This window comes from Couchioplanes caeruleus, from assembly GCF_003751945.1.
Classification (GTDB): Bacteria; Actinomycetota; Actinomycetes; order Mycobacteriales; family Micromonosporaceae; genus Actinoplanes; species Actinoplanes caeruleus.
On sequence record NZ_RJKL01000001.1, the window covers coordinates 2,645,805 to 2,666,379 of the forward strand.

Below are 20,575 nucleotides of genomic sequence, written 5' to 3' on the forward strand. Positions count from 1 at the left end.
CTCGGGAAGAGCGTCAAACACCGATGCGTGCGAGCGCCACCTCGGCCAGAGCCTGCGGCGCCTCTTCCGGCACCCAGTGCCCGATTCCCCGCAGGACGACCAGGCGGTAGTCCGCCTCCACCCAGGTCCGCGTCGCCAGTGCGGCGGCGCGCCCGACGGCCGGGTCACCGTCGCCCCAGACGTACGTGGTGGGCACGGTGACCTTGCCGACGTCGGCCAGCTCACCGCGGGAGAGCGCCCGGTACCAGTTGAGCGCCCCGGTGAGCCGGCCCGGCTCGGCCATCGCCCCGGCGTACATCGCGGCGCGCGGACCGATGTCGCGCATCATCCCCTTCAGGACGGCGCCGTCCCGCGCCAGCAACAGCCGCTCGGCGATCCGCGACTGGAAGACCTTCATGTACGCGAACCGCAGCCGCTGCGACGGCTGGTTGCGCAACGCCACGGCGATCCCGCGCGGGTGCGGTACGGAGACCGCGGTGAGCGTACGGACCCGGCCGGGATGGCGGGCGCCCAGCACCCACGCCACCTGGGCACCCCAGTCGTGGCCGATGACGTGCACCTGGTCCAGACCGAGCGCGTCGAGCACCGCCACCGCGTCGGCCTCCGGCTCCCGCAGCCGGTATTCGGCGACCGCGCCGGGACGCGCCCCCGGCGAGTACCCGCGCTGGTCCAGGGCGTACGTCCGCAGCCCGGCACCGTGCAGTCGCGGCAGGATGAGATCGAACTCCCGGTGATCCTGCGGGAAGCCGTGCAGCAGGAGCACCGGCGGACCGTCCTGCGGCCCCGAGACCGTGACGTCGAAGGTGAGTCCCCGGGCCTTGATCTCCATGTGACGCCTCCTGCGCTGACGGCATCCGCGTACGGTGTTAGCGTCATCGAAACACATGCCATGAAGATTGTTCGCGACGGCAGTCGCGGACAACTTCACCGACAGGGGAGCGCGCGGCGCTGAGAGTGCGGGGTCGCCCCGCAGACCCTCGAACCTGATCTGGGTAATGCCAGCGCAGGGAGCTCGGTCTTCTCCAGCCGCGCCACACCGGGAGATTCCGGGTGTGGCGTGCGTCTCCTCCCGGTGATCGCTGGGAGGCGTATATATGAACAAGTCCACCAATTCGTACCGCTGGCGCACGATCGACATCGTGATCGCCTCGGTCATCGCCGTCACCTTCGGCGTCATCTTCTGGGCCTGGGGCCACCTCTGGACCGTCACCGAGGGTGCGTTCGCCTTCTTCCCGCCGGCGCAGGCCGTGCTCTACGGCATCTGGCTGATGCCCGCCGTGCTCGCCGCACTGATCATCCGCAAGCCGGGTGCGGCCCTCTACGCGGAGACGGTCGCCGCGATCATCTCTGCGCTGCTCGGCGAGAAGTGGGGCGCGATGGTCATCCCGCAGGGCATGGTCCAGGGCCTCGGCGCGGAGCTCGCCTTCGCGATGCTGTTCTACCGGTCGTGGAAGCTGCCCGCCGCCCTGCTGGCCGGGGCCTTCGCCGGCCTGGGCGCCGCCCTCTTCGACTTCTTCGCCTGGAACGGCGCCCTCGACCTGTGGGACTACCGGATCCCGTACGCGCTGATCACCGTCGTCAGCAGCACGGTGATCGCGGGCGCCGGCAGTTGGGCGCTGACCCGGGCGCTCGCGCCGACCGGCGTCCTCGACCGCTTCGCGGCGGGCCGGGACCGGGCCCTCGTCTGAGCCATGGCGGAGGTCGTGCTGCGGGGCTTCGGCTGGCGCCATGCAGGGCGCCGGGCGTGGGCGCTCCGCGGCGTCGACCTGCACATCCGCAGCGGCGAGCGGGTGCTGCTGCTCGGCCCGTCCGGGGCGGGCAAGAGCACCCTGCTCGCCGCGCTCGCCGGGCTGCTGCCGGAGGACTCCGGCGAGTCGGAGGGCACGGTCACCGTCGACGGGCGGGACCCGCACGCCCGGGAAAGCGCCGGCCTGCTCTTCCAGGACCCGCAGACCCAGCTCGTGATGGCCCGTAGCGGCGACGACGTGGCGTTCGGACTCGAGAACAGGGGCGTACCCGCCGGCGAGATCTGGCCGCGGGTCAGCGACGCGCTGGACCGGGTCGGCTTCCCGTACCCGACCACCCGGCAGACCCACGCCCTCTCCGGCGGCGAGCAGCAACGCCTGGCCCTGGCGGGCGTCCTCGCCCTGCGGCCCGGCCTGCTGCTGCTCGACGAGCCGACCGCCAACCTCGACCCGGCCGGCGGCACGCTGATCCGCGAGGCGATCGGCCGGGCCGTCGGCCGCGACACCACCCTGATCGTCGTCGAGCACCGTGTCGAGCAGGCGCTGCCCCTGATCGACCGGGTGGTGGTGCTCGCGCCGGGCGGCGGCGTCGCCGCCGACGGCGCGCCGGAGGTGGTCTTCGCCGGTCACGGCCCGGCGCTGGCCGCGCAGGGGGTCTGGGTGCCGGGCTATCCGCTGCCCCGGCACCGGGCCGTCGCTCCTCCCGGAAACCCTCTGGTACGGGCAGAGGCCGTCACCGTCGATCACCGCCTCCCGCCCACACGGCTCGAGGCCCGCGCGGGCGAGGCCCTCGCGGTGACCGGCCCCAACGGGGCGGGCAAGTCCACCCTGGCACTCGTCCTCGGCGGACTGCTGGCGCCGGCCTCGGGCGCGGTGACCGCCTTCGACGACCCGAAGCCGCCGCACCGCTGGCGCGCGGCGATGCTGACCCAGCGCATCGGCTCGGTCTTCCAGGCACCGGAACACCAGTTCGTCACGTCCCGGGTCGCCGACGAGCTCGCCCTCGGCCCCCGCCGCCTGCGCCGCCCGGCCGCCGAGGTGTCGGCCACCGTGGACGAGCTGCTGGCCCGGCTGCGGCTGACGGCGCTGGCGGAGGCCAACCCGTACACCCTCTCCGGCGGTGAGGCCCGCCGCCTCAGTGTGGCGACGGCCCTGGCGACCAGACCCCGCCTGCTCATCCTCGACGAGCCGACCTTCGGCCAGGACCGCAGCACCTGGATCGGCCTGGTGGCCCTGCTGGCGGGCCTCCGCGACGAGGGCCACGGCATCCTGGCGGTGACCCACGACGACGCGTTCGTCGACTCGCTGGCCGACCGCGTCCACGACCTGACCCCCGCCCCGCCCCGCCCCCACCGCCGACCCGACCGCAGGCCGGCATGACCCTCGCTGGGGAGCCGGTCGCCGATACGGCGGCACCCTTGGCGCGCCGCAATCCGGTGGCAAAGCTCGGTGCGGCCCTGCTGTTCTCGCTGCCGCTGATGGCCACCCTCGACCCGCTCACCCCGGCGCTCGCCCTCGCCGTCGAGCTGGCCCTGCTGCCCTTCTTCGGCGTGCACGTGCGCGTGCTCGCCCGGCGGGCCTGGCCGCTGACCCTGGCGGCGGCCGGCATCCTCGTGACGATGGTGCTGTTCGCCGCCGAGCGCACCGGCCCGCTGCTGGTCGCGCTCGGCCCGTTCGCCGTGACGACCGGCGTCGTCACGGTCGCGCTGGGCCTGATCCTGCGGGTCTTCGCGGTGGCGCTGCCGGGCATCATCGTCTTCGCCACCACCGATCCGACCGACCTGGCGGACGCCCTGGTGCAGAACGCCAAGGCCCCCGCCCGCTTCGCCATCGGCGCCCTGGCCGCCTTCCGCCTGATCCCGCTGCTGGCACAGGAATGGCAGATGCTGTCGCTGGCCCGGCGGGCCCGCGGCATCGACGGAGGCCGCAACCCGCTGGCGCATCTGCGGATCTTCGGGTCGACGGCCTTCGCGCTGCTGGTGGGCGCGCTGCGGCGAGGGGTCCGGCTGGCGACGGCCATGGACGCCCGGGGATTCGACTCGGGGACGCCCCGGACCCACGCCCGCCGCCAGCACTTCGGCCGGGCGGACACGGCCCTGCTGGCGGGCGCGGCCCTGCTGTCCGCCGCGGCGCTGACCACCAGCATCCTGACCGGCTTCTTCACCCCGATCCTGGGCTGACCTCTCACCCGGTTCACCCCGATCCTGGGCAGACCTCTCACCCGGGCAACGGTCAGAGACGTCGCCGGCTCGGGGCACGGCCGTGCGGGATCAGCGGCGCGGCCGGTTCAGGTAGGGGTGGGCGAGGGTCAGGGCCACCGCGGTGAGGGCGATGCCGAGGTAGACCGGGACCAGGTGCTCGAAGCTGGTGTAACCGATGAACATGTGCACGACCACGGCCGGCGCAAAGCCGGTGACCGCGGCCAGCGCGAGTGACCACCAGACCCACGACTCGCCGCGCCGCCATCCCCAGGCGCTGAGCAGGACGATGGCCGCCGCTGCGGACATCAGCGCGCCACCGAAGCCGGCCCGGTCGTGGGCGATGAACGGCACCAGGCGCGGGTTCGCCGCCTGAAGATGGTGGGTGTCGGTGCCGAGGAACGCCAGGTCGGTGGTGACGAAGACGGAGCTCAGGCCGACGACGGAGATCGTGACGCCACCGACGAGCATGCCGGCGCCGACGAGGATCATGAGGAGCTGACCGACCAGGGCGCGGCGCCGCACGAATTCCGGCCCCTCCGGGCGTACGGTCCAGCGCGGCGGGCCCGGACGGTGCCGGACGGCGAGCACGAACATGGGGAACAACGTCACCGTGGCCGCGGCGTGCAGCACATCCACGAAACCGGAACTGACGAAGTAGAACAGCGTGGGAAACCCGACCGCGCCCGACGCCAGGTACGCGTAACGCGCCCAGGTCCATCCCCGCCTGATGCCGCCCCACGCCAGCCCGGCGTACAGCACGCCGATCGCGATCAGGGCGCCGGCGAGGCTGATCCGGTCATGCTGCACAAAGTGGACGAGTCGCGGGTTGACCGCCTCCAACTGGCCCCGGCCCGCGCCCAGGTATTCGTTGTCGTACCACGCCAGCAGCGGGCCGAGGGTGATCACCGCGGCCCCGAGACCCGCGACGATCATGCCGAGCCCGACGAGCATTCCCCACCACCACGCCGGCCACCGGCGCGGATCCACCACGATCCCGGACGCCCTCCCCGACGGCCCGGCCGGCGCTGTCGCTTCGGTGGTCGGCGCTTTCACCTCGACAGGCGGCGTTGTCATTTCGATAGGCAGCGCTTTCATCTCGGTGGGCGGCGCTGTCGCTTCGGTGACGCGCTGAAACCAGCCGGGTCCGGCGGCCACCAGCAGGGCGCTCGTGGCCAGGACCGTCACCGCCGGATCGGCGAGCGCCGCCGCGGCGCCCGCCACGTCCGGATCGCTCAGGCGCACCAGATCCGGTTCGTCGTCGCCGGCGATCCGATCGACGTGAGGCGCGAGCGCCGCCGCGACCTCAGGCTCGGCGGCGCCCACGACGAGCGTGCACCGGCGCCCGGCCGCGACGCGCCGGATCAGCGCGACGTCGGCCGGGCCCACCGGGCGGACCTCGATGACGCTCGCGCCCAGGGCCGGCAGAGCCCGGACCGCGTCCCGCGCCACGGCTACCGGGACCGACGCACCCAGCCGCGCGGCCACCTCCGCCGGTGCGCCGAAGCGGCCGGCGAATGCCGAGACCATCCGGAAGCCGCCCGGCAGCGAGGTCAGCGTCGCCAGTAGCCGCAGCGCCGCCCGCTGCGACCGTCGCCGGCCCACGACCGCCGCGGTGACCGGCCGCAGGGGATGGTAGGTCCAGTCCGGCATCGGGACATGATCACATACCGGCACCACCGGTCCGGGCCCGCTCATGTCACCTCAGTGCGGTGCGCCGGCCGCCTCTTCCTGCGCACGGCGCTCGTCGCCGCTCAGCGTGTGCAGCGGCTTCTCCTTGATGAACAGGACCGCGATCACGGCAAGCGCCGCGATCGGGGTACCCACCAGGAAGAGGCCGGCGGTGGCCTCGCCGTACACGTCCCGGACGACGGCCAGCACCTGCGGCGGCAGAGTGGCCAGATCCGGAACCTTCGCCGTGCCGCCCGTCACGGGCGCGCCGAAGCGTTCGGCCAGTAGTGAGGTCACATGGTTGGCGAGCACGGCACCGAGCGCGCTGACGCCGATCGCGCCGCCCATTGTCCGGAAGAACGTCAGCACCGACGTGGTCGCGCCCAGCTCCTGCGCGGGCACGTCGTTCTGGGCCGCCAGTACCAGGTTCTGCATCAACATGCCGACGCCGATGCCGAGCACCGCCATGAACAGCGACAGCGCCGGTACGCCGGTGTGCGCGTCGATGGTGCTGAGCAGCAGCATCCCGACGGTCATCACCACTGCGCCGGTCACCAGGTAGGCCTTCCAGCGGCCGTACTTGGTGATCAGTTGGCCCGCCACCGTCGACGACACCAGCACCCCCGCGATGAGCGGCAGGCTCATCAGGCCGGCGACCGTCGGCGACTTGCCGAGCGAGATCTGGAAGTACTGCGACAGGAACACCGTGCCGCCGAACATCGCCAGGCCGACCAGCACGCTGGCGACGATCGCCAGCGAGACCGTCCGGTTGCGGAAGATGCTCAGCGGGACGATCGGCTCCTTGGCCCGCGATTCCACGTACACGGCGAGGGCGAGCAGCAGGAGACCGCCCACGACGAAGATCGCGGTCTGCCACGACGCCCACGCGAACCGGTGGCCGGCCAGGGTCGACCAGATCAACAGATCGCACACGCCCGCGGTGATCAGGACAGCACCGAGCCAGTCGATGGAGACCGGCTTGCGCGGCGTACGGGGCAGATGCAACGTCTTCTGCAGCAACGTGATCGCGGCCAGCGAGAACGGTACGCCGATGAGGAAGCACCACCGCCAGCCGAGCCAGGACGTATCCACCAGCACGCCGCCGATCAGCGGGCCGGCAATGGTCGCGACCCCGAAGACGGCGCCGAACAATCCGGAATAGCGGCCGAGTTGCCGGGGCGGAATCATCGCCGCCATCACGATCAGCGCGAGCGAGCTCATGCCGCCCGCGCCGACTCCCTGCACGACCCGGCTGACGAGCAGAACCTCGACGTTCGGCGCGAGGCCGGCGATCAGCGAGCCGCCGACGAACATGCCGAGGGAGATCTGGATGAGGAGCTTCTTGCTGTAGAGGTCGGCCATCTTGCCCCACAACGGCACCGTCGCCGTCATGGCCAGCAGCTCCGTGGTGACGATCCAGGTGTAGACCGACTGGCTTCCGTCCAGGTCGGCGATGATCCGCGGAAGAGCGTTCGACACGATGGTCGAGGCGAGGATCGTCACGAACATGCCGAGCATCAGGCCGGAAAGCGCCTGAACGACCTCGCGGTGCGACATCTTTCCGGCGGTCTCCGCCGACTGATCTGTGGGCTGGCCGGGCGAGCTGGTGACTGACGTCATCGATCTCCTCTTTTGAAATCGTCTGCCGATATTGCGAGAAACCGGCATCGGCCAGCGATTCTGCTCCACCACCGGGGCCTTGCCGCAAGCCCCCTATTGCGATATATCTTGGAAGTGGCACGGAGCGCGTCCCGCTCCTTCCCATCCCGCCATTGCCCTCCGTGAATGTGACATTTCCGGAGCGAATTCCCTCCCGACGCCCTGGCCAACCGCACTGTGACGGCGTCCCGGACGCCGTCCCGCACCGGTCACGACCGACGTCCACGCCGGCCGGTCCCATGCCGTGCCGCCACCGGGCTCATGCCGACCGGTCCCCTCCCGTCCCACCACCGGGCTCATGCCGACCTGTTCCTTCGCGTGCCACCATGAGGCTCATGCTGATCGCCTTCTCCGTCACCCCCATCGGCGTGTCCGAGTCCGTCGGCGACCTCGTCGCCGAGGCCGTCCGGGTAGTGCGCGCCTCCGGCCTGCCGAACCGTACCGATGCGATGTTCACCACGATCGAAGGCGAGTGGGACGAGGTCATGGCCGTCGTCAAGCAGGCCGTCGACGCCGTCGCCGCCCAAGCCCCACGGGTCAGCCTGTCACTCAAGGCCGACGTGCGGCCCGGGGTGACCGGCGCGCTGGAGGCCAAGGTGGAGCACATCGAGCGGAGGCTGGCCGAGCAGTGAGACGGCTGGTCACGCCGGACACCGAGCAAAGGTGGGCCGAGCAGTGAGACGGCTGGTCATGTGGGACATCGACCACACGCTGCTGCGCGGCGGGGATGTCGCCGCGCGGGCGTGGATGGCCGCCTTCACCGAGGTGACCGGGCTGGCCTGGCAGGCGACGCCAGCCTTCGCCGGACGCACCGATCTGGACATCTGCGCCGAGGTCTTCGCCGTGCACGGGGTCACCGGCTGCACGCCGGAGCGCTTCTTCGACCGCTACGTGGAGCAGGTGCACGCCTCGCGGCATCTCTTCGCCGAGCGGGGAACGCTGCTGCCCGGGGTGCGGGCCGTACTCGACGCGCTGGGCACCCGCGACGACGTCGTGCAGACACTGGTCACCGGCAACGTGCCTCAGGTCGCGGCAGCCAAGATCGCGGCCTTCGGCTTGACCGGCGCGTTCGACGCGGAGGTCGGCGGTTACGGCACCGACGACAGCGTACGGGCGACGCTCGTCCGCCGCTGCCGCGAACGCGCGGAGGCGAAGTACGGCGAGAGCTTCCGCCCCGTCGTCATCGGCGACACGGCACACGACGTGTCGGCAGCCCTGGCGAACGACGCCCTCGCCGTCGGCGTGGCGACCGGCGGCACCACCATGGCCGAACTGGCCCACGCCGGCGCCCACGCCGTCCTGGCGGACCTGTCGGACGTAGCAGCAACCATCGACATCATCACCGCGTAGCCGGCGCCACCGCACGACCGCCACCGCACGACCGCCACCGCACGACCGCCGCCACCGCACACCCTGCGTCACCGCAGGAAGGGCGTCACCGCAGGAAGGGCGTCACCGCAGGAAGGGCGTCACCGCAGGAAGGGCGTCACCGCAGGAAGGGCGTCACCGCACACCAACGCAGCACCGCGCAGCCGGACGGCGCGGCGGCCCGGGCTTCATCGCGGACGTCCGGGTCAGCGTGGAGCGATCGGGTTCGGGATGGCGCCTCCGAAGCGACGGTCGCGCTGGGCGTATAGCTCGCAGGCATACCAGAGGTGCCGGCGGTCGAAGTCGGGCCAGAGCGTGTCGAGGAACACCAGCTCCGCATATGCGGACTGCCAGAGCAGGAAGTTGGATGTGCGCTGCTCACCCGACGGGCGCAGGAACAGGTCCACCTCCGGCACCTCCGGGTGGTAGAGGTACTTCTGGATGGTCTTCTCGTTGACCTTGTCCGCCCGCAGCTTCCCGGCCGCCACGTCGCGGGCGATCGCCGCCGCCGCGTCCGCGATCTCGGCCTGGCCGCCGTAGTTGACACAGAACTGCAGGGTCAGCGTCTTGTTCCCCCGGGACATCTCCTCGGCCGTCTGCAGCTCCGAGATCACGCTCTTCCAGAGCCGGCCCGCCCGGCCCGACCAGATCACCCGGACGCCCAGGTCGACGAGCTGGTCGCGGCGGCGGCGGATGACGTCGCGGTTGAAGCCCATGAGGAAGCGGACCTCCTCCGGCGACCGCTTCCAGTTCTCGGTGGAGAACGCATACGCCGACAGGTACGGAATGCCGAGCTCGATGGCGCCCTCGATGGCGTCGAAGAGCGAGTGCTCGCCCTGCTCGTGGCCCTTGGTGCGGGAGAGACCGCGCTCCTTGGCCCAGCGGCCGTTGCCGTCCATCACCAGCGCCACGTGCCGGGGGATCGCGTCCTTGGGCAGCGCCGGCGGCTTCGCGCCGGAGATGTGCGGGGTGGGTGGACGTGTCACAGGATCTCCCGTTGCTCGCTGGTGGTGACGTGGCGCGGAGCCGGCTCGCCGCCGATGGGGTGACGGGGAGCCGGCGGCTCCCGACGATCGACAAGCGGCGCTGGGGCCGGCGGCTCCCGGCGGTCGACGAGGGGCAGGGCGCGCAGGTTGCGCTCCATGTGCCACTGCAGGTGGGCGGCGACCAGACCGCTGCACTCGCGACGCACCGGCGGCTCGGCACCGTCGGCGATCCGCCAGTCGCCGTGGGTCAGGGCCAGCATCAGGCCGAGCGTCGCCGGGGCGGGGTGGGCCGCGCCGGGCGGTCGGCAGTCGGGGCAGACCGAGCCGCCGGCCGGCACCGAGAACGCGCCGTGCTGCCCGGGCGTGCCGCAGACCGCGCACTCGGCCAGGGCCGGGGCCCAGCCGGCGAACGCCATGCCGCGCAGCAGGTAGGCGTCGAGGACGAGGCTCGTGGCGTGCTCCCCCGCGGCCAGCGCCTTGAGCGCGCCGAGGGTGAGCTGGAAGAGCCGCAGCGACGGCTCTCGCTCCACCGGGGTGAGGCGCTCGGCGGTCTCCGCGATGGCGCTCGCGGCGGTGTAGCGGGGGTAGTCCTCGAGGAACCGCTTGCCGTAGAGGGCGACGCCCTCGACCTGGCTGATCGAGTGCAGGCTGCTGCCCACGCCTTCCGGCGAGCCGGCGAGCTGCACGTCGACGTGGCCGAACGGCTCGAGCCGGGCGCCGAAGCGGGAGGTGGTGCGGCGCACGCCCCGGGCGACGGCGCGCAGCCGGCCGTGACGACGGGTCAGCAGAGTGATGATCCGGTCGCTCTCGCCGAGTTTCTGCACGCGCAGCACCACCGCGTCGTCGCGGTAGAGCTGGCGGCGGTATCCGGCGGGCACGCAGACATTCTGCCCGGTGGGTACGACAGACCCTGACCCGGATCTCAGGGTCATCTCGGGGGCGGTTGGGTGGAGGGACGGATGGCGCGGGGCGTACCCGGGCTCATAGGTTCTGACCATGACAGCGAGGCTGACCCGGCGCGCCGGCGCACTCACCCTGATCGTCGCCGCGGCGACGACCCTCGCCGGCTGTGACGGCGCGATCGGCGCCAAGCTCACCTACGACGACACGGAGAAGGTGAAGGTCACCGAGATCGTGGTGACGGGCGCCTCCGGAAACGTCCAGGTGAGGACCGCGGCGATCGGCGAGACCCACATCAAGCGCGTGGTCCGCGGCGGCACCAGCGATCCCGGGGTCTCGTACCGGCTCTCCGGCACCACGCTGACCGTGGACACGAGCTGCGGCGACGACTGCCACGCCTCGTACGAGATCGAGGCGCCCACCGGCGTCGCCGTCCGCGGCACCCTGCGCTCCGGCTACCTGGACCTGCTCGGGGTGGCGTCCGCCGACGTGAGCGTGACCTCCGGCGAGATCCGCATCGAGCAGGCCACCGGCGAGGTGAAGGCCAAAGCGACCTCGGGCAACATCGTCGCCAACGGTCTCGCCGGCCCGGCCACGCTGATCGCCACCTCCGGCAACATCGAGGCCGTGGAGTTGACCGGCGGCGGCGCGATCCGGGCGGAGGCCAGCTCGGGCAACGTCGACCTGCTCCTGCGCCAACCGGCGTCGGTGACCGCGGGGGCGACGAGCGGCAACGTCGACCTGGCGGTGCCGGCCGGCTCCTACCGGATCGTGGAGCAGGTCGGCGCCGGAAACTTCGATTCCCAGGTCCGCTCCGACCCGAAGGCGACGCAGGTGCTCACCGTGCGCACGAGCAGCGGCAACGCAACGATCAGGACCTCGTGACAGCCGTCAGAACCCGAGCCGGCGCAACTGCTTCGGGTCGCGCTGCCACTCCTTCGCGACGCGCACATGCAGGTCGAGATAGATCTTGCGGCCCAGCAGCGCCTCGATCTCGGCGCGCGCCCGGGTGCCGACGTCCTTCAGCCGGGCGCCTCGCGTACCGATGACGATCGACTTCTGACTGTCGCGCTCGACGTACACATTCGCATAGATCTTGGTGGTCTGCCCCTCGACAAGCATCTCCTCGACGAGCACGGCGATCGAGTGCGGCAGCTCGTCGCGCACCCCCTCGAGCGCGGCCTCGCGGATCAACTCGCCGATGAGCACCTGTTCGGGCTCCTCGGTGAGCACATCGTCGGGATAGAGCGGAGGCGACTCCGGCAGATGTCCGACGATCACGTCGACCAGCGTCTCCACCTGGTGTCCGGAAACCGCGCTGACCGGCACGATGTCCGCGAAGTCGTAGAGCCGGCTCACCTCGAGCAGCCGCTCCGCGAGAACGGCCGGAGAAACCAGGTCGACCTTGGTGACGAGGGCGATGACCGTGGCCTTGAGCTCGGCGATCTCCGCGGAGATGAATCGGTCCCCGGCGCCCACCGGCTCGTCCGCCGGGAAGCACACGCCGATCACGTCGACCTCGCTCCACGTCTCCCGCACGAGATCGTTGAGCCGCTCGCCGAGCAGCGTGCGCGGCCGGTGCAGCCCCGGCGTGTCGACCAGGACGAGCTGGGCGTTCTCGCGATGCAGCACGCCCCGGATGACGTGCCGGGTGGTCTGCGGCTTGTTCGAGGTGATCGCGATCTTCTGCCCGATGATCGCGTTGGTCAGCGTCGACTTGCCGGCATTGGGCCGCCCGACGAAACAGGCAAAACCCGCGCGATACACGTCGTCCACCGGCCGGGTGGGGCGCGCGGCCTTGTGCCGATGCTTCTTCACCCCGGCTCCGGTACGGGCGTTCCCCGAACCCCCCACAGCCCGTGGCCCCGAGCTCAGGGCTTCCCCAGAGGCACCGCCACCTCCTCCGCGGCTGTCCCCCAGGCCTCCCCCAGCCCTCTTGCCGTCGGGACTCCCCTTTCCGGTCGGGCCGCCGCTTCCCCGGGCCGCCTTCCTGCCGCCCAGCTCGCCGTTTCCGACTCGACCCTTCTTTCCGGAGACATCAGCATTCTTCGCGCTCGAAGCGCTGCCCTGGGCGCTACGGGCATCCGCTTCCTGCCGGCCCGCCGCGCGACCACCCGCCTCCTGCCGGCCCGCCGCGCGACCACCCGCTTCCTGCTGCCGGCGCGCCGCGCGGCGCTCCTGGCGGCGCTGTTCGTTGCGCTCCCCCGGCGTGAGCCTGCGCTCGTCGCCGCCCCCCGACTCCGTCACTCCGTCACCGTGCCCAGCAGGATGCCGTCCGGCGCCGCCACGTGGATGGGGGCGTCGTCGGCCAGGTCGCGCACCGCGTCGTGGCCCGCGCCGTCGAGCGTGGTCGACTCCGTCGCCACCGCCGCGGCCTCGATGGTGGTCGCGCCCGCCGCCACCGCCGAGGCCACCGCGAGTTGCAGGGCAGTCACCTTGAGGCTGGGCAGGGACACCGTCGCGGCGGCGTAGGTGCGGCCGTCCTGGTCGCGTACCGATGCTCCCTCGGTCGCGCCCACGCGGGCGCGGGCGCCGCGGGCCAGGGTGACCAGCTTGGCGTCCTCGGCGCTGAGCTCGGCGTCCGCGGTGCCGGCGGGAATGGTCTGATCAGGCATCGGCGTGCTGTCTTTCCTCGGTCTCGGGGGCGTTCTCGTCGTCGGACTCGTCCGACGGGGGTTCGACGCGGCGCACCAGCACCGAGTCGATGCGGTTGCGGCGGCCGGTGGTGCCCTCGGCGATCAGGTGCAGGCCGCCCACGTCGACGGTGGCGCCCGGGATGGGTACCCGCCCGAGCGTCTGGGCGAGCAGGCCGCCGACCGTCTCGACCTCATCGGCGGGCAGCTCGACGCCGAAGATCTCACCCAGGTCCTCGATCGGCAGGCGCGCGGTGACCCGGACCGCGCCGCCGTCGAGATGTTCGACCGGGGGACGTTCCACGTCGTACTCGTCGGTGATCTCGCCGACGATCTCCTCGAGGATGTCCTCGATGGTCACCAGGCCGGCCGTGCCGCCGTACTCGTCGACGACGATGACCAGGTGCATGCGGGCCGCCTGCATCTCCGACAGCAGGTCGTCCACCGGCTTCGATTCGGGCACGAACGTCGCGGGGCGCATCAGCTCGGCGACCGGCACCGCGGACGAGCCCGGGTCGCCGTTCTGCGTGCGGCGGACCACGTCCTTCAGGTAGAGCACGCCCAGCACGTCGTCGACGCTGTCGCCGATGACCGGGATGCGGGAGAAACCGGAGCGCAGGAAGAGGAACAGCGCCTGCTGCAACGTCTTCGGCGCCTCGATCCACACCATCTCGGTCCGCGGCACCATCACCTCGCGGGCGATGGTGTCACCCAGCGCGAACACCGAGTGGATCATTTCCCGCTCGCCGTGCTCGACGACACCTCGCTGCTCGGCCAGGTCGACCAGCTCCCGCAGCTCCACCTGGCTGCCGAACGGGCCCTCGGGGAACCCCTTGCCCGGCGTGACGGCGTTGCCGATGAGGATCAGCAGCGACGCCAGTGGATTGAAGACCCGCCCGATCCAGCGCACCAGCGGAGCGGTCGCCTTGCCGACGGCGTACGCGTGCTGCCGCCCGACCGTACGCGGCCCGACCCCGACCACGACGAAGCTGACCAGGGTCATCGCCCCGGCGGTGACGAGCGCGGACCGCCATCCCGCACCCCAGGTGTCGACCGCGACGAGGGCGACGAGCGTGGTAGCGGTCAGTTCGCAGAGCAGCCGCAGGAGCAGGAGCAGATTGAGGTGCCGCACGACGTCACCGGCGACGGCGGTCAGGGCGGCGGCGCCGCGCTGTCCCTCCCGCTCCATCTCGGCTGCCCGCGCCGGCGAGACGGTCCCGAGCGCGGCGTCGGTCATGGACGCGAGGCCGGCGAGGAACACGAGCACGGCCGCATAGACGATGAGCTGAAGATCCGGCAGCCCGGCCGCACCCGCAGTGTCGGCCGCCGTCGCGAACAGGGCGGAGGGGTCGGCGGCGGAGTGCAGCACCGACGCATCGGCCGCGGGCAGCACCGACGGATCGGCCGCGGGTGGCGGCGGGGCGGTCGCGGCGACTGGCGCGCTCAGGTGGGCCGCGGCGGCCAGTGAGGACGGCTCCATCGGGATCAGCCGGTCCGCCGCCCGGAGCGCCAGCTCTGCAGCAACCGGGCCTGCAGGGCGAACATCTCACGCTCCTCGTCGGGTTCGGCGTGGTCATACCCGAGCAGGTGCAGCACGCCGTGCACGGTGAGCAGGTGCAACTCGTCCGCGGGCGTGTGCCCCGCGGCGGCGGCCTGTTTCGCCGCCACCTCCGGCGCCAGCACGATGTCGCCGAGCAGGGCCGGCTCGCCCGTACCCGCCTCGCCGGGGCCGTGGTCGACGCTGCCCTCGTCCATCGGGAAGGCCAGGACGTCGGTGGGGCCGTCGCTACCCATCCAGCGATGGTTGAGCTCGGTCATGTAGTCGATGTCGACGAGCAGGATCGACAGCTCGGCGAGCGGGTTGACCCCCATCTCCTCGAGCGCGTGCCGGGCCACCGCGAGAATCGCGTCGGTGTCGACCTCGACTCCCGACTCGTTGGCGATCTCGATGGACATGTGGTGCGTTACCCCTGGTCTCGAATCGGTACGGCCCCGCCGGTCCGGCGGGCGCCGCTCTTTCCCGTGCTGATCGTCCACTTGCCTTGCCGAAGGTGAGCGGCGGGTGGCCGCCCCGCCCTGGGCCGCCTCGGCCGTCCCGGTCGGTGCATCGGTGGCTCAGCGCCGCCGTCGGCCGCCACCGGCGGCGCGTTCCTGCACCGCCCGGACGGACTGCTGAGTGGTCTGCTGCTCCTGCTCGGCGTCGTAGCGTGCGTACGCATCGACGATCTCCGCGACGAGCCGGTGCCGGACCACGTCGGAGCTGGACAACTCGGCGAAGTGCACATCCTCGACACCCTGCAGGATCTCCCGGACGACCCGTAGCCCGCTGGTGGTGCCCCCGGGCAGGTCGACCTGGGTGACGTCGCCGGTCACCACGATCTTGGCACCGAACCCGAGCCGGGTGAGGAACATCTTCATCTGCTCGGGCGTCGTGTTCTGCGCCTCGTCGAGGATGATGAAGGCGTCGTTGAGCGTACGTCCGCGCATGTAGGCCAGGGGCGCGACCTCGATGGTCCCCGCCTGCATGAGCCGCGGGATGGTCTCGGGGTCGAGCATGTCGTGCAGGGCGTCGTACAGCGGGCGCAGGTACGGGTCGATCTTCTCGTTGAGCGTGCCGGGCAGGAAGCCGAGGCGCTCGCCGGCCTCGACCGCCGGGCGGGTGAGGATGATCCGGTTGATCTGCTTCGCCTGCAGCGCCTGCACGGCCTTGGCCATCGCGAGGTACGTCTTGCCGGTGCCGGCCGGGCCGATGCCGAACACGATCGTGTTCTCGTCGATGGCGTCGACATACCGCTTCTGGCCGAGCGTCTTCGGGCGGATGGTGCGCCCGCGCCGGGACAGGATGTTGAGCGTCAGCACGTCGGCCGGGCGCTCGGTGGTGTTCTGCTCCAGCATGGCGACGGTACGCCGAACCGCGTCGACGGTGAGCGTCTCGCCCTTCTCGATGAGCTCGATGAGCTCGGAGAAGAGCCGCTCGGCGGTGGCGTTGTCGGCCGGGGCGCCGGTGATGGTGATCTCGTTGCCGCGGACGTGCACATCGCTGGCGAGGGTGCGCTCGACGAGCCGCAGGATCTCGTCCTTCGGGCCGAGCAGGTTCACCATGATCTTCGGGTCAGAGACCGAGATCCTGGTCTGCACCCGAGCGGCAGCGCTGCTGTGTTCGGTGCCGGTCATAGGGGCGGCCGTACGGCCTACGCCACCTGCTCTCTTTCTCATCACCGCCGTTGGCCCGGCGGCGTGTGCAAGGATCGTGCCATCGTATCCGTTCGGGAGCGGCCCCGCCGAGGCCATTATCGGCCGTTTCAGGACGCTGCCCGCTGGGGGCCTCCCGCCCGCCGCTGAGGGTTCACCCGGCCGTCGTGCACGAGCCGCCCCCGCCGGCGTGACCCGGCCGGCAACCGCTGGGCCCAGCCGGACTCTCAGGCGAAAAGCGCTATCTCCACCCGAAAGACACTTTCCGGCCAAAAGGCGGAGCGCGACCGCGAGGACGATGCGCGGCAACGCGACGCGGGACGGAGACGATCCAGGACGGCGCACGGAGGGTGGACTCTGCGTGAGGGGCGAGCGGTCAGCCCTCCGACACCGGCACGCCCTCGAAGGTCTCCTGAAGGCGGGTGAACCGGTAGGTGGCCCAGTGCATCCGCACGACCGTCCCCTCGGCGTCCCGGGTCAGCCGCAGCAACTCGCCGGCCTCCCTGCCCGACACTGTGCGCAGCATGTCCGGCTGGTCGGGGATCGGGCGGAAGATCGACGGCGGCCGGTCGGCCGGGGCGTCCGCAGCGCGCGACTGCAGGGCGCCGTCGTGCCAGCTGAAGATGTGGGGAAAGCCCTCACCCCACCAGGGGCCCAGGATGCTGCGGTACTGCGGTGGGGCCGCCGCGCCCGGGGACCAGGGGCGGATGTCGGCCGGGTCGGCGTCGACCGCGATGGTCAGGAGCTCGTGGACCAGGTCGTTGATCTCTGTCGCCGTACCCGAGGAGGCGAGGACCGCCGCGCCGAGTGCGCCCGGGTTTCCCTCGCCGCCGCGGCGGCCGTAGACGCCCGCCAGGAAGCCCGGCATGGCGCCGTCGTGACCGACGTGCGTCACGCGGCCACCCTGCGGCACCAGGATCAGGCCGAGGCCGAAGCCGGCGGTCCACAGCGTCTCGTCGGTGGTGGTGCGCGGCCAGCGCATCTCGTCGAGGGTGGCCGGCGCCAGCACGCGGGCGTCCGGGTCGACGAGCTCGGGCGAGGCGAGGAACGCCGCCCAGCGGGCCATGTCGGTGGCCGTGCTCCAGAGCTGAGCCGCCGGGGACACACCGCCGAGATGCAGCCGGGGCTCGGGGCGCGCGGCGTCGGAGTACGCGTCGACGAGGTAGCCGACCGCCGCCTCGGCGGTGGGGTCGACCGTGGTGGCGGTGAGGCCGAGCGGGTCGAGGATGCGTTCCCGCAGCACCGAGGCCCAGGTGCCGCCGCGGAGCCGGGCCACCAGTTGACCGAGGACGGCGAGGCCGAGGTTGGAGTAGTGGTAGCGGCGGTGGGCCGGCAGCACCTGCTCGGCCCGCGCCAGGTCGGCGAGCAGCCGGCGGTCGTCGGGGGCGGTCAGCACGTCCCAGACGTCGCCGTAGGGCTCGCGCTGGTAGCCCGCCGTGTGCGACAGCAGGCTGCGGATCGTCGCCGTGCCGTGGGCCGGGACGTCGAGGTGGGCGGAGACCGGGTCGTCGAGGTCGAGCAGACCGTCGTCACGGGCCTGGAGCACCAGTACGGCGGTGAGCGTCTTGGTCACCGAGCCGATGCGGAAGCGGGTGCCGGCGTCGAGCGGGCGTTGCGGATCGCCGGACGTCCCGACGGTGCAGGTCCAGGGCTCGCGGTCGGCCCGGTGCAGCGCGACCGAGAGCGCCGGGACGCGGGCGTCCGCCTGGACCTTGCGGACGGCTCGCTCGAGGCGCCGGCGGGCGTTCGTCAGTCGTTCTGGCTCCACGACGAAGATCCTAGAGCCGAGGTGTGACAGCCGGGCTCAGCCGATGCGGGTGATGGTCAGGTCGAGGCCCTCCTCCGGATCGTTGGTCCAGGTGACGGTGTAGCCGGGCCACTCGCCCGCGAGGCGCCCGTCGTCGGGCACGGTGGAGTACATCCGGTCGGTCAGGGCGCCCGGCATCTGGAGCGTCTCCATCACGCAGGTCATGGCCTGCTCGTGGAGGCCCGCGATGGTGGTCTTCCCATAGCCGTCGACGGTCAGCTTGCGGTTCTTGTCGGAGAGCTTGAGGCCCTGCTTGGCGGGATCGCACTTGTCGATCACGGTCAGCATCGGGTCGGCCTCGGAGGCGGCGACCGGCGCGGGGTCGTCGCCCTCGCCGTTGAGCAGCATCTTGGGCACGAGGACGACGCCGACCGCGACGATGAGGACGGCGAGGAACACCCACAGGATCGGACTTCGTTTGCGCGTATGGCGGTGCTGGGTCATGACACGTCCTAGAGCGTCGAGGGGGAGGGATCAACGCGAGGACGAAGTTTCCTCCGCGTCACGAACCGGGACAACGATCGTGACTCGAACTCGGCCGAACGGACGAGTCGATATTGGAAGAAAGGCCTACCCGACCCCCCAGCGCGCGCTACCGCAGATCTTGCAGGGCCTCCCGCAGCAGACCGGGCGTCTCGTCCGGTGGCGCCGCATCGATGAACAGCCGGCCCATCGCCGCCGCGTAGTGGTCGACCTCTTCGCGCTTGTCCAGGTAGATGCCGCTGGTCAGGTGTTCGATGTAGACCACATCGGGAAGGTTCTGGTGAGGAAAGCGCAGGATGGTGAACGCGCCGCCCGCCGCGGCATGGCCGCCGGAGCGGAAGGGAATCACCTGGAGCCGGATGTGCGGGTAGGTGGACATCTCCAGCAGATACTCGACCTGCTCCCGCAGGACCGCCCGGCCGCCGATCGGGCGCTTGAGCACCGCTTCGTCGATCACTGCCCAGAGGCGTGGCGGGTTCTCCCGGGCCAGGAGGCGCTTGCGGGCCATGCGCAGGTCGGCACGGCGGTCGATCTCCTCCGCGGAGGCGGTGGCGTGGCCCAGCAGGATGACGGCGCGGGCGTAGGCATCGGTCTGCAGCAGGCCCGGCACGAACTGGATCTCGTACGAACGGATCAGCTCGGCAGCCTGCTCCAGGTCCAGATAGTTCTGGAACCAGGTGGCCAGCACGTCGCCGTACGAGTGCCACCAGCCGGGCGAATTGGCCTCGCGGGCGAGGGCGACCAGCCGTTGGTGCTCGCCGGAGTCCGTCACGCCGTACAGGGTGAGCAGGTCGGTGACGTCGCGCTCTTTGAACGCGACGCGGCCGAGCTCCATCCGGCTGATCTTCGACTCGGAACCGCGGATCTCATAGCCCGCGCGTTCGCGGGAGATCCCGGCCGCGAGCCGTAGGCTGCGCAGGCGCGCGCCGAGCTGGAGCCGGCGAACCGTCGGCCCGCCGTTCTGCTCGGTGGCGCTCATCGTCGCGACAGCATAGACCCACCCCATGACGAAAGGGGCGGCCCACCGGCCACCCCATCTCGCCGTCCCGAGCTCAGAGCTTCACGGAACCGATCCGGTTGTCGAAGCCGATCTCCCGCAGATCGGCGATGCCACCCACGTTCTCCGCGTCGAGCGCGCCCAGTTCCTTCGACTGCCCGGTGCAGCCCGGCCCGCTCCAGATCTTGACCAGCCCGTCGAACACGATGGACGAGGCGGTGCCGGGTGCGGTCGCGTCGACGCAGCCGGTCTTACCCTCGATGAGCTGCGACTTCGCGTTCTTGTCGAAGACGTTGAAGGACCGGGCGCTGAAGAGCACGACCCGCTTCGCGGGAACGTTGCGACCGCCGCCGTCACCGGAGGGAGGGGTCTCGCCGGCCTCGTCGACGCCGGCCTTCTTGCCGTCCGGCCGGACGCCGAACCAGGTGCCGCCGACGCCCTGTCCCTTGGTGTCGCCCGGCGCGGTGTCCTTCGCGAAGCGGTAGACCGGCCATCCCCCGACGGTCACCTGCAACCGGCCGTCGTCGCGCTTGACCACCCCGACCTTGCTCTTGTGCACACCGGCGAGGAAGATCCGGCCGCCCGGCTTCACGGTCACCGGCGGCCACTTCGCCGCGCAGTCGCCGTTGCACGTGGACTTCGACGGCTTCGCCGTGTCCTGGTCGAACCGGTAGAGCGTCAGGCCCGCGCCGTTCACCAGCACCGGGTTCAGGTTCCCGGCCCGGGCGGCGGTCAGTTGCACCCACTTCTGCGCCACGGTCGCGGTCTCACCGGTCGGAGCACCGCCCTTCGGCGCCGCCCAGTCACCAGTGCCGCGGAGTGCCTGGGAGCTTGCCGCCGTACCCGTGACCAGATCGGCCAGGGCCGCTACCGGCGCGGCAGCGGGCACGGGCCCATTGCTTCCGCACGCGGACAGGAGCAGCGCGCCGCTCACGG

At 71.6% G+C, this 20,575-nt stretch carries 20 protein-coding genes and 1 riboswitch; of the genes, 6 read left to right on the forward strand and 14 right to left on the reverse strand.

Annotation, left to right across the window (positions count from 1 at the left end):
* Positions 1 to 13: 13 nt before the first annotated feature.
* Entirely contained in the window at positions 14 to 829 is an 816-nt protein-coding gene (locus EDD30_RS11610) for an alpha/beta fold hydrolase (RefSeq protein WP_071807733.1), read from the reverse strand.
* A gap of 93 nt (positions 830 to 922) precedes the next feature.
* Positions 923 to 1,028, forward strand: a riboswitch (TPP riboswitch).
* Between the two features lie 66 nt (positions 1,029 to 1,094).
* Between EDD30_RS11610 and EDD30_RS11615 the strand changes: the two genes are divergently transcribed.
* The 3 genes from EDD30_RS11615 to EDD30_RS11625 are packed head-to-tail and all read left to right on the forward strand — an operon-like array spanning position 1,095 to position 3,925.
* Positions 1,095 to 1,688: an ECF transporter S component gene (locus EDD30_RS11615; RefSeq protein WP_071807735.1), complete on the forward strand. Its 594-nt coding sequence runs from the start codon at positions 1,095 to 1,097 to the stop codon at positions 1,686 to 1,688.
* A 3-nt stretch (positions 1,689 to 1,691) separates the two neighbouring features.
* The gene (locus EDD30_RS11620) at positions 1,692 to 3,125 is read left to right on the forward strand and encodes an ABC transporter ATP-binding protein (RefSeq protein ID WP_123678238.1); all 1,434 of its coding nucleotides are present in this window, start codon (positions 1,692 to 1,694) and stop codon (positions 3,123 to 3,125) included.
* Complete coding sequence (locus tag EDD30_RS11625) at positions 3,122 to 3,925, forward strand: energy-coupling factor transporter transmembrane component T family protein (RefSeq protein WP_071807588.1); 804 nt, start codon at positions 3,122 to 3,124, stop codon at positions 3,923 to 3,925. Before EDD30_RS11620 ends, EDD30_RS11625 begins: the two co-directional genes overlap by 4 nt.
* Positions 3,926 to 4,015: 90 nt before the next feature.
* Here EDD30_RS11625 and EDD30_RS11630 read toward each other — a convergent pair whose 3' ends face one another.
* Together EDD30_RS11630 and EDD30_RS11635 are read right to left on the reverse strand one after the other, a co-directional pair.
* A complete protein-coding gene (locus tag EDD30_RS11630) occupies positions 4,016 to 5,596 on the reverse strand; it encodes a hypothetical protein (protein ID WP_123678239.1) in 1,581 nt (526 codons plus the stop codon).
* A 51-nt stretch (positions 5,597 to 5,647) separates the two neighbouring features.
* Positions 5,648 to 7,234, reverse strand: coding sequence for an MDR family MFS transporter (locus tag EDD30_RS11635; protein ID WP_071807586.1), 1,587 nt, complete (start codon positions 7,232 to 7,234; stop codon positions 5,648 to 5,650).
* A 374-nt stretch (positions 7,235 to 7,608) separates the two neighbouring features.
* Here EDD30_RS11635 and EDD30_RS11640 point away from each other — a divergent pair, with 374 nt between their 5' ends.
* On the forward strand, positions 7,609 to 7,905 hold the full coding sequence (locus EDD30_RS11640) for an MTH1187 family thiamine-binding protein (RefSeq protein ID WP_071807585.1): 297 nt from the start codon (positions 7,609 to 7,611) through the stop codon (positions 7,903 to 7,905).
* 43 nt (positions 7,906 to 7,948) lie between these two features.
* Positions 7,949 to 8,623, forward strand: a complete 675-nt coding sequence (locus EDD30_RS11645) for a haloacid dehalogenase-like hydrolase (RefSeq protein ID WP_244945207.1) — start codon at positions 7,949 to 7,951, stop codon at positions 8,621 to 8,623.
* Between the two features lie 224 nt (positions 8,624 to 8,847).
* On the opposite strand, the gene EDD30_RS11650 is transcribed toward EDD30_RS11645, so the two are convergent.
* Together EDD30_RS11650 and recO are read right to left on the reverse strand one after the other, a co-directional pair.
* Positions 8,848 to 9,627 (reverse strand): isoprenyl transferase, encoded by a 780-nt coding sequence (locus EDD30_RS11650; RefSeq protein ID WP_071807583.1) that lies wholly within the window; start codon positions 9,625 to 9,627, stop codon positions 8,848 to 8,850.
* Entirely contained in the window at positions 9,624 to 10,505 is an 882-nt protein-coding gene (gene recO / locus EDD30_RS11655; RefSeq protein WP_244945208.1) for a DNA repair protein RecO, read from the reverse strand. Before recO ends, EDD30_RS11650 begins: the two co-directional genes overlap by 4 nt.
* A gap of 118 nt (positions 10,506 to 10,623) precedes the next feature.
* Between recO and EDD30_RS11660 the strand changes: the two genes are divergently transcribed.
* The gene (locus tag EDD30_RS11660) at positions 10,624 to 11,412 is read left to right on the forward strand and encodes a DUF4097 family beta strand repeat-containing protein (protein ID WP_244945209.1); all 789 of its coding nucleotides are present in this window, start codon (positions 10,624 to 10,626) and stop codon (positions 11,410 to 11,412) included.
* 6 nt (positions 11,413 to 11,418) lie between these two features.
* Here the strand turns inward: EDD30_RS11660 and era are convergent, their stop codons facing one another.
* From era to EDD30_RS11705, 9 genes are all read right to left on the reverse strand, one after another.
* Positions 11,419 to 12,294 (reverse strand): GTPase Era, encoded by an 876-nt coding sequence (era, locus tag EDD30_RS11665; protein ID WP_211277899.1) that lies wholly within the window; start codon positions 12,292 to 12,294, stop codon positions 11,419 to 11,421.
* 476 nt (positions 12,295 to 12,770) lie between these two features.
* Positions 12,771 to 13,142, reverse strand: coding sequence for a cytidine deaminase (locus EDD30_RS11670; protein WP_071807581.1), 372 nt, complete (start codon positions 13,140 to 13,142; stop codon positions 12,771 to 12,773).
* Positions 13,135 to 14,640: a hemolysin family protein gene (locus EDD30_RS11675; protein ID WP_394328289.1), complete on the reverse strand. Its 1,506-nt coding sequence runs from the start codon at positions 14,638 to 14,640 to the stop codon at positions 13,135 to 13,137. The genes EDD30_RS11670 and EDD30_RS11675 overlap by 8 nt, the downstream gene beginning before the upstream one ends.
* Positions 14,641 to 14,645: 5 nt before the next feature.
* Positions 14,646 to 15,116 (reverse strand): rRNA maturation RNase YbeY, encoded by a 471-nt coding sequence (gene ybeY, locus EDD30_RS11680; protein ID WP_071807580.1) that lies wholly within the window; start codon positions 15,114 to 15,116, stop codon positions 14,646 to 14,648.
* A gap of 159 nt (positions 15,117 to 15,275) precedes the next feature.
* Positions 15,276 to 16,334, reverse strand: a complete 1,059-nt coding sequence (locus EDD30_RS11685) for a PhoH family protein (RefSeq protein ID WP_071807579.1) — start codon at positions 16,332 to 16,334, stop codon at positions 15,276 to 15,278.
* Positions 16,335 to 16,728: 394 nt separating this feature from the next.
* The gene (locus tag EDD30_RS11690) at positions 16,729 to 18,120 is read right to left on the reverse strand and encodes a serine hydrolase domain-containing protein (RefSeq protein ID WP_394328288.1); all 1,392 of its coding nucleotides are present in this window, start codon (positions 18,118 to 18,120) and stop codon (positions 16,729 to 16,731) included.
* 36 nt (positions 18,121 to 18,156) lie between these two features.
* Positions 18,157 to 18,603 (reverse strand): hypothetical protein, encoded by a 447-nt coding sequence (locus tag EDD30_RS11695; RefSeq protein WP_071807578.1) that lies wholly within the window; start codon positions 18,601 to 18,603, stop codon positions 18,157 to 18,159.
* 148 nt (positions 18,604 to 18,751) lie between these two features.
* Positions 18,752 to 19,621, reverse strand: coding sequence for a helix-turn-helix domain-containing protein (locus EDD30_RS11700; protein WP_071807589.1), 870 nt, complete (start codon positions 19,619 to 19,621; stop codon positions 18,752 to 18,754).
* Positions 19,622 to 19,694: 73 nt separating this feature from the next.
* The gene (locus tag EDD30_RS11705) at positions 19,695 to 20,528 is read right to left on the reverse strand and encodes a hypothetical protein (RefSeq protein WP_211277898.1); all 834 of its coding nucleotides are present in this window, start codon (positions 20,526 to 20,528) and stop codon (positions 19,695 to 19,697) included.
* Between the last annotated feature and the right edge of the window lie 47 nt (positions 20,529 to 20,575).